This window comes from Mesorhizobium sp. RCC_202, from assembly GCF_041355295.1.
GTDB lineage: Bacteria > Pseudomonadota > Alphaproteobacteria > Rhizobiales > Rhizobiaceae > Mesorhizobium.
Genome location: NZ_JBFUPO010000006.1, coordinates 142,354 through 154,037, shown reverse-complemented (window position 1 = coordinate 154,037; position 11,684 = coordinate 142,354). Strand labels below are relative to the sequence as shown.

Below are 11,684 nucleotides of genomic sequence, written 5' to 3'. Positions count from 1 at the left end.
ACTCGGCTCGAATGGGCATGCATCTACCAACCGGCTTGGCCGTTAGGGAAAAAGCAGTATGAGTGAACATGCGATCGAGTTCTTGCGCGGATGGATTGGCGAGAAGGTTCATTGCCAGCACGAGCCGATCAAGATCGACAAGCACGCCGAGACCCTTGCCAAGGAGTGCTGCGCCAAGGCCGCCGAGGCAGGAATACTTCTGGAAGACATCCAGGAAGAGGTCGGCGACATCCAGGAACTGATCGCATCGCGCCTTGCCGAAGTCGTCGAGGAGAGCGGGGGCGAAGCAAAGCCGTCCGAGTGACACGCGGCGGTCCCGACGCGGACCGCCTTCAGTAATTCCGGCTGAACTTGTGCCTCAGCCGAATGTCTTCTTCAGCCATGCCTTCGGCAACGCCGGCACGAAATTGCCGTCGCGTCCGGTCATATTCTCGTTGGCGACGAGCGCATTGAGGATCGCTTCCTCCACCCCTTGCACCACCGCGTCGAAGAACGGGTCGATGTCGACGTCCGGGATGAACTCAGCGCTGGCCATGCGGCCGGAAGCCCCCAGCGCCGCCTCCGGATTGGCGGTCGAGAAGGCGAGAAAAATGTCGACGGCACTGCTCGATAGGCTCACCCATCACTGCCACATCTTGGAGACCGGCAACGACAGCTTCCGCTTCAAAAACAGCTCAGCCCAGACCACTGCTGCAAAGAAGGAGAAAACACCCATCTTGACCAAAACCTGAAACCCGAAAACATACATGAAGGCGGGTCACTTCTCGGCGAAAATCCGGGGTCAGCTCTCAGCGAAAATCAACAGGTTGATCTTGATCGGGCGCGTGAACGAGAGATCAACAAGCCGGAGGATGAGCACCTTGATTACTCCGGGCCTACTGCGTTCCCTCGTACCGTTGCCACTCAAATCCGTAGCCGTCCAGTTCACGCCCATCAGCCGCCTTAAGTACCACAGGCAGCAGTATCTCGTTGTGCTTACTGTCCACCATGCTCGCCTTGAGTTCTCCAGGCGCGAACGTGTGCTTCTCCCCCCACTGCCAGAGAGCCACAATGATCACATGCAGATCCCTGCCCTTTTCGGTCAGCACATATTCCTGATAAGCGCTGCCATCCGACGCCGGGATCATCTCCAGGATTTTTTCGTCCACCAGCTTCTTGAGGCGGGCTGCAAGAATGTTCTTGGCTAGACCCAGTCTTTTCTGGAAGTCGCTGAATCGACGTGTGCCATAGAAGGCGTTGCGAACGATTAGCAGAGACCACCAGTCTCCGATTTCGCCCAGAGAGCGCGCTATGGCGCATGCGCTTTTCTCAAAACTTGTGCGCTTTCCTTTCAAGATGTCCGTTCCTTTCAACACGAGAACGACGGCCGCCCCTGCGATTTCACAGATAATATCACGAAAGAATCCTGTTGCAAATTTAAACCAAACGCGTACAGCTAATCTGGTTGCAAATTTAAACTGCATTTGCCGGAGTGCGATCATGGCGAAAAACAAGAGTGCCCTACCTCTGGAATGGGAAGTGTTCATCCGCAAGCGCGCGAGCGCAACCCAAGGAGTTCCACCCGGCAAAGACGACCTCAAATGGGTATCGAACGCTGTCACACTCATCTACGGCGACAGCGATGCAGTTCTCGTTGATACGTTGCTCAGCGACCAGCAGAACAGCGAACTCGGGGACTGGATAGAGGCGCGTCACAAGACCCTGCGCTGGATTTACATCACCCATGCCCACCCTGATCATTTTTTTGGGCTCGCACTGCTTCTGAAACGGTTTCCAACCGCCCGCGCGATCGCCCTGCCACAGGTCGTCGCACTGATGCATAAGATCATTACGCCCGAATTCGTTGCCGAGAACTGGGAGAAGCGATTTCCAGGCCAGATCCCTGACAGGCTTGTCGCTGCCGAAGAAGTCGGCTCCGATGGGTTCGAACTAGAAGGTGAAAAGCTCGTTCCCATCGAGATCGGCCACACGGACACCGACCACACGACCAGTTTGTTCGTGCCATCGATAGGTCTCGTCGTGGCGGGAGATGCTGCCTACAACGACACACATCCGTATCTTGGCGAGTCCGATCATGCTGGACGCCTGGAGTGGATTTCCGCCATCGACAAAATCGCCGCGCTCCAACCGCGTCATGTCGTTGTTGGCCATGGTCCGCTCGATCCGGACCATGCAGCGGCGCATCTCGTCGCCACCCGGAAGTACATCGAGGCATTTGATCGGCTCGATAGCCAGACGGCCACCGCGCAGGAGCTGTATGACCACATGATCGAGCTTTACCCCGACCGGATCAATCCTGGATCCCTGTGGGGTGCCGCTCACACAGCCAAGGCATTTCTCGCGCGGAAGCCCGCCTGAGGCTCCAAGCAACATTGATCCCAACATAAATGGAATTTCGACATGAAAGCAGTCCAGTATCAGGCTTACGGCGACTACCATCAGAACCGGGTGGTGGACCTGCCAAAGCCTCAGGCGGCCGACGGCGAGGTTCTCGTCGACATGAAGGCGTTCGGCATCAATCCTCTCGATAACACATTCCGGTCCGGCCACTTTTACGCAGCAACTGCGGAAAACCTGCCGCGTGTCGGTGGTCAGTCGGGTGTGGGCATCGTTGCCGAATCCAAATCCGCGGACTTCGCAGTCGGTGACCGGGTGTTCGTGACCGGACGTGGCTTTGGTCTCGTCGCTGACGGCACCTGGCGCGAATACGTCGCCGCTCCCGCAGCCGGACTGGCAAAGGTACCGGACCATGTTGACGACGCTCACGCTGCTGCCTTCCTAGCGGGGGCGGGATACCTGACTGCCTATCTGGTACTCACCGAATTTACGCAATTCAAGGAAGGCCAAACCATCCTTGCTCCGGGCATCGGAGGTGCAGTTGGCATGGAAGCGGTGCAGCTCGCAAAGGTCTTCAGAGCTTCGAAGGCAATCACTACGGCCAGCACGACGGCCAAGGCCGAGCAGGCCAAGGCCGCGGGATACGAGCACGTTATCGATCTTTCCGAGGAGAGCATGAGGGACGGCGTGTTGCGCATCACCAACGGCAAGGGTGTCGACGTCGTCATCGACGGCGTAAGCGGCAAGCTCACAAAAGACTCGGTGGGGTCACTTGCACAGGGCGGACTGCTCGCCGTTGTCGGCTATGCCGGAGGCCGCGAAGCGGAAGTCGACGTGACTGACATCATCTGGAAGGCCGCCACGATCCGAGGCTTTACGATGAGACTGTTCACTCCGGAAAAGCTGGGCGCGGCCCAGGCGAAACTCCGGGAATATCTGGCGGAAAAGAAGCTCCAGCCCACCGTCGCCAAGACGTTCCCGCTCGACCAGGCGCCGGATGCTGTCCGCTATCTGATTGAGGCGCGCCCCTTCGGGCGTGTAGTGATGACGGCTTGAGGTGGTGGCTACGAGTCAGCGAAGCCGGATCTCGTCCTCAAAGATTGGGCTCTGTGTGTCGACCCTGCTTCGCCTTCCAGCCGCAAACGAACATCTGCATCATCGTGGCGGAGCTGGTCGCGCTGTCCATGAGCGTCAAGCCGTGCTGCCGATGAAGGACCAGTCTAACGGCGATTTCGCAATCCGCCGTTAGACTAGCCGGGCGATGAGAGGAGGCATAACCGTGATGTCAGGTTATCGCCTCGCGGCTCGAAAAGGCGGCCGAGGCCGACCTGAGCAACGCAAATTCGGGCAAGCCCGCCGAATAAATGTCAGGCCCGGCCGCCGGAGCCGGGCTCCCATCTATCCAAAGCGATTTTTCAGCCATGCCTTCGGCAACGCCGGCACGAAATTGCCGTCGCGTCCGGTCATATCCTCATTGGCGACGAGCGCATTGAGGATCGCTTCCTCCACCCCTTGCACCACCGCGTCGAAGAACGGGTCGATGTCGACATCCGGGATGAAATCCGCGCCCGCCATACGGCCTGAAATTGCCAGCGCCGCATTGGGATTGGCGGTCGAGAAGGCCAGAAAGATGTCGCCCGAGCTGTGATAGCCATAGCCGCCGGTCATGGCGACGCCGAGCGGCACGCGCCGGGCGAGCCGCTTCATCTGATGCGGCAGGAACGGCGCGTCGGTGGCGACGATGGCGATGATCGAGCTCTTTTCGGCGCGCGGCGTGCCTTCGCGGATCGCCGGCTCGGCCAATTCCGGTCCGACGCGATGGCCGCGAATGGTGAAATTGCGCCTTTTGCCGAAATTCGACTGGACGAACACGCCGAGCGTGTAGCGCTTGTCTTGCCATTCGACGATGCGCGAGGCGGTCCCCGATCCCGCCTTGAAGCCGAAGGTGATCATGCCCGTGCCGCCGCCGACGCTGCCTTCCTCGATGGCACCGCCGGCGGCGCCGTCGAGTGCGCCCGCGACATGCTCGAAGCCGACATGGTGGCCGTTGATGTCGTTGAGGAAACCGTCATAGGTCTCGGCCGCCACCGGCAGGCCCCATGTGTCGAGCGCGTCCGGCAATATCCGGCCTATCCAGCGCAGCGTGCCGTCACGGGTTACGCCGCAGGAATGCGTGTTGGTGATAGTGATCGGCAGGTTGAAGGCGCCGGTTTCCTCGATGATATGCGTGCCGGTCAGCTCGCCATTGCCGTTCTGGCTGAACACGCCGGCAAACATCGGCGTCGCAAGCTTGGCAAGCGGTCTCGGCAGGATGGCGGTGACGCCGGTCCGCACCGGGCCGGTGCCGATCTGCAACTGACCGTCGCCGGAAATCAGCGTTGAATAGCCGACCGAAACGCCTGGAACGTCGGTGATGGCATTGAAACGGCCCGGCGTGCCGTCGAGCGCGACGCCGAACGAGCGCAGGCGTGGCTTGCCGGATGGCGTGCGGAGATGCGGATCGTGGCTGCTCATCGGGTCCTCAGAACAACGAACCCTGGCTTCCGGGCGCCTTGGTCTTCGGCGGAGACTTGGCGGCGAGCTTCGGCCGCGCGCCGCCGCTGGTGGCGATGGCTTCGGCGGTGCCGTCGGCGAATTCGAGCTGCAAGGCGGCTCCCGGCGCCAGCTCTTCGACCCGCTTGATCACCGCGCCGTAGGCGTCCTTGACCAGCGCGAAGCCGCGCGCCAGCACCGCCTTGTGCGACAGCGTGGACAAGAGCCGGTCGGCCTGGGTCAGCGCGGCGCGCAGCCGGTCGAGACGCCGCGCCACAGCCTGGTCCTGCCTGCGTGACAGAGCGACGAGCGCATCGGCCTGCAATTTCTGCCGTCTGGCGATCGGTGCCGGCGACAGCCTGGCGGCGGTGCGTTTGAAGCGGGCCCTGCGCTCACGCACGATGGCGAAGAAGGCGGCTTGCGCACGCGCGATGTCGCGGCCGGTCAGCGTGCGTGCCTCATTGATGCGGCGCGACAACGTCGCCGGCGTCAGCCGCTGTCGCTCCAGTGTCGCCCGCTTGCGCTCGATGTTGACGGTCAACCCGCGGCCGAGCCGGCTCGTCGCCTCGTCGAAGCGGCGCCGCGGCAGCGCCAGCAACTGGTCGGGCGAGGGGAGTGCCCGCGCCGCGGCGCGCACTGACTGACGCTTGCGTTCGAAGGTGCGCGATGCAGCGGCTTTCAGCCTGGCGCCGAGGCTGGCAAGCGTTGCCTCGAGATCGGCCCGGACCGGCACGGCGATTTCGGCCGCACCGGTCGGCGTCGGCGCCCGCATGTCGGCCACGAAGTCGATCAGCGTCCAGTCGGTCTCGTGGCCGACAGCCGAAATCACAGGGATGCCGGAGGCCGCGACCGCGCGCGCCAGCGCTTCGTCGTTGAAGCCCCAGAGGTCTTCGAGGCTACCGCCGCCGCGCGCCACGATCAGGACATCGGGCTGGCGGATCGGGCCGTCCCAGGTCAGCGCGTTGAAGCCGTTGACGGCAGCCGTCACTTCCTTACCCGCCGTATCGCCTTGCACCCGCACCGGCCAGACCAGGACATGCAGCGGAAACCGGTCCTTGATGCGGTGGATGATGTCGCGGATCACCGAGCCGGTCGGCGAGGTGACGACGCCGATGACTTGCGGCATGAACGGCAGCCGGCGCTTGCGGCCGGCCTCAAACAGGCCCTCGGCCTGCAGCCGGCGCTTGCGCTCTTCGAGCAGCGCCATCAGCGCGCCGGCGCCGGCCGGCTCAAGATTGTCGATGACGATCTGGTAGTTGGATTTGCCGGGATAGGTCGTCAGCTTGCCGCTGGCGATCACCTCCATGCCTTCCTCGGGGCGGAATTTCAGCCGGGACATCGTGGTTTTCCACACCACGGCGTCGATACGCGCCCGATCGTCCTTCAGCGCGAAATAGGCATGTCCGGAAGAATGCGGGCCGCGATAGCCCGAGATTTCACCGCGCACCCGCACATTGCCGAAGGTGTCTTCGACAGTGCGCTTCAGCGCGCCGGAAATCTCGCTCACCGTGTATTCGGTGGCGTTGCTGCGTGATTCGCTTGCTGTTTCGCTCATTTGGCGATTGGGGAGCGCTTATCGGCTCGCGTCAAGCCGGGACAAACCTCGCTAATATTATAACGTGATCTTAAGCCCGATTTGCTTTGACTGGCGACAGGTAAACCGGCCCGAGAATGCATGAGCGCACGCCAGAGCAGCAGTCCGTTGACGCATCAGGTCACGCTGACCGTGCTGACGCTCGCCGCTTTCGCGTTGGCCATCGTCGTCGGTTTCGGCTTCTACGCCGCCGACCAGGCCGACCATGCCTCGCTCGAACGGCAGAAACTGTTCATTGCCGATGGCCTGAAGGACCAGGTCGCTGATGTACAGCGCGAGCAGGAAAGCGTCTCCGTCTGGGACGATTCCGTCACCAACGCCAAAGCCGGCAACCAGGTCTGGATGGCCGAAAATCTCAGCGTCTGGATGTACACCTATTACGGCCACAACCGGGTCTACATTCTGGACAGCGCCAACCATGTGATCCATGCCATGCGGGAAGGCAAGGTGGTCGATGCGTCCAGCTACGGCGAGGATGAGCCGGAACTTGCTCCCACCGTCCAAAAGCTGCGTGCCATGCTGGCAGAGCCGCCAAAGGCCGACGCTTCGGGCCAGCCGGCCAAGATGGTTGCCGAGGATCTGGTGTCGCTCAGCGGCCAGCCGGCGATCCTGAGCGTCATGCCGCTGGTGCCAAGCTCGGATCGGGTCACCCAGGCGCCTGGCACTGAATACCTGCATGTATCGGTCGAATTCATCAACGACGCGGTGATCGGCAAGATTGCCGGAAAATATCTGCTCGACGGCGCGCGTCTGGTGCCGCTGTCGCAACCGACCGGTCCGGCCGCCATACCGCTGATCGATTCCCGCGGCGTCATCCTCGGCTATATCGGCTGGGATCAGGATCGGCCCGGCATCACGCTGGTGCGCAAGGTCGCGCCGGCGCTGGCCATCGCGCTGCTCTTGGCCGGCGGCGTCCTGCTGTTCTTGTTGCGCAGGCTGCGCCGCGCGTCGGCCGCGCTGCAGACCAGCCAGGACCAGGCGCAGTATCTCGCCTTCCACGACACGCTTACCGGTCTGCCCAACCGTGCGCTGTTCGAGGACCGCTTGCGGCGCACGCTTTTGTTCGCCAACCACGACGCGGCAAGAGTGGCGCTGCTTTATCTCGACCTCGACCGCTTCAAGCATGTCAACGACACGCTCGGCCATCCGGCCGGCGACGAGCTGGTGCGGCAGACGGCGGCCAGGCTCAGGCACACGATCCGCGAGGTCGATACCGTGGCGCGGCTCGGCGGCGACGAGTTCGCCATCATCCTGCTCGATGTCCGCGACGTCAGGAGCGCCGAGGATATCGCCGATCGGCTGCAGCAGAAGCTACGCGAGCCGTTCAAGCTGATTGGCGACCAGGTCTTCATCAGCGCCAGCATCGGCATCGCATTGTCGGCCGGTGAGGAGACCGATGCCGACGACCTGCTGCGCAAGGCCGATATAGCGCTCTACGAAGCCAAGAAGAACGGCCGCGGCCGCTACCAGGTGTTCGCCGGCGACATGGACGACCTTCTCTTGCGCAAGCGCAAGGTCGAGGCCGAACTGCGCAAGGCGCTGAATGGCGGCGGCGGCATCAAGCTCGCTTATCAGCCCATCTTCGCGGCCGATGGCCGCCGCATTCTCGGCGCCGAAGCCTTGATCCGCTGGGGGCACGAGGTGCATGGCGCCCTGCCGGCGGCGCAATTCATCGCCATTGCCGAGGAGCGCGGCCTGATCGGCGATCTAGGCAAATGGGCGCTGACGGAAGCCTGTCGCTTTGCCGTCAGAACCGAATTGCCGTGGATCGCGGTCAACATCTCGCCGATGCAGTTGCGTGATGCCGGGTTCGCCGAACAGGTCGCCTCGATCCTCAACGAAACCGGACTGGATCCCGCCCGCCTGCAGCTTGAGACCACCGAAAGCGTGTTGCTCGAGCACAACGACGCGATCGGCACGACGATTGCCGCGTTGCGTAAATCCGGTATCCGCATCGTGCTCGACGATTTCGGCACCGGCTATTCTTCGCTCAGCTATCTGCGCCGCCAGGCAATCGACAAGTTGAAGATCGATCGCTCCTTCGTGCGCCTGCTCGACGAAGACGACAGCGCCTGCGCCATCGTCAAAGCGCTGATCGAGTTTGCGCTGGCGCTGAAGGTCGAGGTCACCGCCGAAGGCGTCGAGACCGACGGGCAGAAGGCCCTGCTGGTCGGCATGGGCTGCCACCAGCTACAGGGTTATCTGATGTCACCGCCGCTGGAGCCGGGCCAACTGCTGGCGCTTCCGGGTCTTTCGTCCGACGAACCCAGGCGGTCCGCCGTTCGCGCATAGGGCACTTCTCCGTTTCGCGGAAACGGGGAAGCGCCCTATCTTTATTTTCGACGCAATTCCTTACGGAAAACCGCTTCACACTTTTCCTGGAATTGCTTCAGTCTACCAGCCAGGCATGATCTGATTTGCCTTGGTGCGCTTCATCTTGGCGAAGGCAAGTGCGGCGAAGTCGAAGCTTCCCGCCTCTTCGCTGACCGGGACGGAAATGTTGTCGAGGCTTTCGGCAATGTGCCGGGCAAGCGCCGCGACAATCTCCGGCTGCGAAGTCTGGCCGCGCATGATACCGATGCGGCAGTCGGGCAGCGCGCCGAAGCCGTCGGCTTCCCCCAGCACGCGCATGCCGGGCCGCAGCGCGCACTCCGGCAGCACGGAGACCGCCAGGCCGGACAGCACGGCGGCGGTGATGACGGTGGCCGAGAAGCTGGAAAACAATACACGGTAGTCGCGGTTCTGGTGGTCGAGCACATCGACGGCGGCGCGCCGCCAGATGCAGTTCGGCCGGCCGAAGGCCATTGGCAGGATTTCCTGCTCATGCGTGGCGTGGTTGGCCGAGGTGACCCACAACAGCGGCTCGCGTCGCACCACTTCCGACTGGCCGCGCACATCGTTGTGCGTCACCAGCGCCAGGTCGAGATTGCCGCGCTTGATGTGCTCGACCAGGCCCGGCGTCGGCTCGCAGATCACGGTCAGCTCGACGCGCGGGTTGGAGCGCGAGAAGCGCGCCATGATCTCGGGCAGGAAGCGGTCGGCATAATCGTCCGGCGTGCCGATGCGGATCGTGCCTTCGAGCCGCTGGTCGTCGAAGGCGGCCAAGGTCTCGCGGTTGAGAAAGATCAGCCGCCTTGCATAGGACAGCAGCTTGTCACCTTCCTCGGTCAGCCTGTTGGTGCGGCCATCCTTTTCGAACAGCGCCTTGCCGATCCGCTCCTCCAGCCGGCGCATCTGCATCGACACCGCCGACTGCGTGCGGTGCACCTCTTCAGCCGCGCGGGTGAAGCTGCCGGTGTCGGCGATCGAGATGAAGGTCTGCAACTGATCGAGGTCGAGTGGCGCTTTCATCGGTCCAACCCATCATTGACATTGATGCTAAAGATTAAAAACATTCGTTGGATTAATCAATCACGTAATGGCAAATTGGGACTGTCCACATGAAAGCACTGCATATCGCCCAAAAGTGGTCCCCGGTTTTGGGGACAACGACATGCATCACTTTAAGTGTATCGAGACTCGGAACGGCGCCCCTCCCAGGCGCCGGTTGCCTGGTTTCGTCCGCTCGACTCCGAAGGAGAGACCGACATGACCACGATCGAATTCGCCACCGAGACCTCGCGCATCACCACGCGTCCGGCCGTTGCGACGCGCGTGCTCAATGCTCTCGCCAACACCTTTGTCGCCTGGAAAAATCGCCGCGCCTTCTATCGCCTTGGCGAGATGTCGGATGCCGAGCTTGCCGATATCGGCCTGACGCGCGGCGACCTTCATGTCGCCATCGGGGTGCCTTTCGGCCGCGATCCGACGGTGAAGCTGCGCGCCATTGCCAGCGAACGCGCCGACACGATCGAGGACCTCGCCCGTCAAGTTGGCTGAACGGCTTGAAGGTCTGAAATTCCGGTCGCGTTGAACCTTTTCAAGGCCGGGCGCGACCAAGTTTCATGCAGGCTCCCACACTCCCTGCCGGTTCCCCGCCGGCCGCCTGCACATTGCCCGGTCCGCCTCCAGGACCGGGCATTTTTCTTAAGCTATGTCGCCATTCAGGTGAGGTCGGCCTGCGAATGGTGGCTTCCTGCGCTTCCGGTGCTCACGTACCAGAAGTACGCTCCGCTCCGGTTCTCGCCAGCCGCCATTCTCGAGTCGGCCTGACCTGAATCTCGACACAGCTTGGACCGCGACAGGCCTTCTACAGCCGGTCCATGTCGCGCTTGAACTGGTCGAAGATAGTCCCGACGTTCTTTTCATACTCGTCGCGCTGCTGCGCGCCGGTCTCGAACATTTTGCCGAAGATGTCGTCGAAGGGGTTTCGCGGCCGGCCGCTCGGGTTGGTCTGCGGCTGTTGCGGCGCGCTTGGTGGCGCCTGCCGTTGTTGCGGTTGCTGCGGTGCCGGCTGTCCCCCGGGCAGGCCGCCGCCACCCTGGCGCAGCATCTCCTCGAAAATCTTGCCCAGCGGATTGTCGCCGTAAGGGCTTTGCGTCTGTTGAGGTTGAGGCCGGCTTTGCGGCTGTTGTGGCGCGCCGCCGCCGAACATGTCTTGCAGCACCTTGCCGAGCGGATTTTCGCCGTAAGGATTGGGCGCCTGCTGCGGTTGGCTCTGCGGCTGCTGAGCGCCACCGCCGAACATGTCCTGCAGCACTTTGCCGAGCGGGTTTTCGCCATAAGGATTGGGCGCCGGTTGCGGCGCCTGGCGTTGCTGCGGCGCAACGCCGCCCTGCCGCATCATCTCCTCGATGATGTCGCCGAGCGGGTTGTTGCTGCCGCCGCCGAAGCTGCCGGCAGCCCGCATCTGGTTGTTGGTCTGGTTGAACAGCCCGCCCATCATCATCGAGGCCATCGCCGGCAGCATCTGCTGCAGAACCTGCTGGCTGAGGCCGGTCGCCTGAGCGGCCTGGGCGGCGACGGCACGCGACAGGTCTTTCGAACCGAACAGATGGCCGAGAATGCCGTTGCCCTCGTCGATGCCCTGCGGCGAGAACGCTCGCGTTGCGTCCTCGAAATATTTGGCGTGCTGGGCGCTTGCCATCGCCGTCATGAAGGCGCCCATCCCGTAAGGATCGGCGGTGTTGCGCTGGAGCCCTTGCGAGAAGGCGGGCAACAGCGCCTGCACCGCGGCTTGCGTCTGCTGCATCGAAAGCCCGTATTGTTGCGCCAGCGCCTGCATGCCGGCGCCATTCTGGGCTTGTGCAAAGATGTCGAACAGGGAAGGCATGGCGTTTCT

The 11,684-nt window shown here is 62.6% G+C and carries 10 protein-coding genes and 2 pseudogenes; 6 read left to right on the top strand and 6 right to left on the bottom strand.

Annotated elements, in window-relative coordinates; genetic code table 11:
- Window positions 1-58 precede the first annotated feature (58 nt).
- Window positions 59-304: a hypothetical protein gene (locus tag AB6802_RS15890; RefSeq protein ID WP_371011080.1), complete on the top strand. Its 246-nt coding sequence runs from the start codon at window positions 59-61 to the stop codon at window positions 302-304.
- Window positions 305-358: 54 nt separating this feature from the next.
- Here AB6802_RS15890 and AB6802_RS15885 read toward each other — a convergent pair.
- Window positions 359-604 (bottom strand): annotated as a pseudogene (locus tag AB6802_RS15885) (P1 family peptidase); the annotation flags it as partial.
- On the opposite strand from AB6802_RS15885, the pseudogene AB6802_RS15880 reads away from it, so the two are divergent.
- Window positions 588-731: pseudogene (locus AB6802_RS15880) on the top strand (ATP-binding protein); the annotation flags it as partial. The pseudogenes AB6802_RS15885 and AB6802_RS15880 overlap by 17 nt on opposite strands.
- A gap of 144 nt (window positions 732-875) precedes the next feature.
- Here the strand turns inward: AB6802_RS15880 and AB6802_RS15875 are convergent.
- On the bottom strand, window positions 876-1,493 hold the full coding sequence (locus tag AB6802_RS15875) for a winged helix-turn-helix transcriptional regulator (RefSeq protein ID WP_371011079.1): 618 nt from the start codon (window positions 1,491-1,493) through the stop codon (window positions 876-878).
- Between AB6802_RS15875 and AB6802_RS15870 the strand changes: the two genes are divergently transcribed.
- Both AB6802_RS15870 and AB6802_RS15865 read left to right on the top strand, forming a co-directional pair.
- Entirely contained in the window at window positions 1,480-2,358 is an 879-nt protein-coding gene (locus AB6802_RS15870) for an MBL fold metallo-hydrolase (protein ID WP_371011078.1), read from the top strand. The genes AB6802_RS15875 and AB6802_RS15870 overlap by 14 nt on opposite strands.
- A gap of 42 nt (window positions 2,359-2,400) precedes the next feature.
- The gene (locus AB6802_RS15865; protein ID WP_371011077.1) at window positions 2,401-3,393 is read left to right on the top strand and encodes a zinc-binding alcohol dehydrogenase family protein; all 993 of its coding nucleotides are present in this window, start codon (window positions 2,401-2,403) and stop codon (window positions 3,391-3,393) included.
- Window positions 3,394-3,735: 342 nt separating this feature from the next.
- Here the strand turns inward: AB6802_RS15865 and AB6802_RS15860 are convergent, their stop codons facing one another.
- Together AB6802_RS15860 and xseA are read right to left on the bottom strand one after the other, a co-directional pair.
- Complete coding sequence (locus tag AB6802_RS15860; RefSeq protein ID WP_371011076.1) at window positions 3,736-4,851, bottom strand: P1 family peptidase; 1,116 nt, start codon at window positions 4,849-4,851, stop codon at window positions 3,736-3,738.
- A gap of 7 nt (window positions 4,852-4,858) precedes the next feature.
- Window positions 4,859-6,424, bottom strand: a complete 1,566-nt coding sequence (gene xseA, locus AB6802_RS15855; RefSeq protein ID WP_371011075.1) for an exodeoxyribonuclease VII large subunit — start codon at window positions 6,422-6,424, stop codon at window positions 4,859-4,861.
- A 120-nt stretch (window positions 6,425-6,544) separates the two neighbouring features.
- On the opposite strand from xseA, the gene AB6802_RS15850 reads away from it, so the two are divergent.
- The gene (locus AB6802_RS15850) at window positions 6,545-8,755 is read left to right on the top strand and encodes an EAL domain-containing protein (RefSeq protein ID WP_371011074.1); all 2,211 of its coding nucleotides are present in this window, start codon (window positions 6,545-6,547) and stop codon (window positions 8,753-8,755) included.
- A gap of 102 nt (window positions 8,756-8,857) precedes the next feature.
- Here the strand turns inward: AB6802_RS15850 and AB6802_RS15845 are convergent, their stop codons facing one another.
- Entirely contained in the window at window positions 8,858-9,814 is a 957-nt protein-coding gene (locus tag AB6802_RS15845) for a LysR substrate-binding domain-containing protein (RefSeq protein WP_371011073.1), read from the bottom strand.
- Between the two features lie 237 nt (window positions 9,815-10,051).
- Between AB6802_RS15845 and AB6802_RS15840 the strand changes: the two genes are divergently transcribed.
- The gene (locus tag AB6802_RS15840) at window positions 10,052-10,342 is read left to right on the top strand and encodes a DUF1127 domain-containing protein (protein WP_371011071.1); all 291 of its coding nucleotides are present in this window, start codon (window positions 10,052-10,054) and stop codon (window positions 10,340-10,342) included.
- Between the two features lie 310 nt (window positions 10,343-10,652).
- Here the strand turns inward: AB6802_RS15840 and AB6802_RS15835 are convergent, their stop codons facing one another.
- Window positions 10,653-11,675 carry a DUF937 domain-containing protein gene (locus AB6802_RS15835; RefSeq protein WP_371011069.1) on the bottom strand — a complete coding sequence of 341 codons (1,023 nt, stop codon included), beginning with the start codon at window positions 11,673-11,675 and terminating at the stop codon, window positions 10,653-10,655.
- Between the last annotated feature and the right edge of the window lie 9 nt (window positions 11,676-11,684).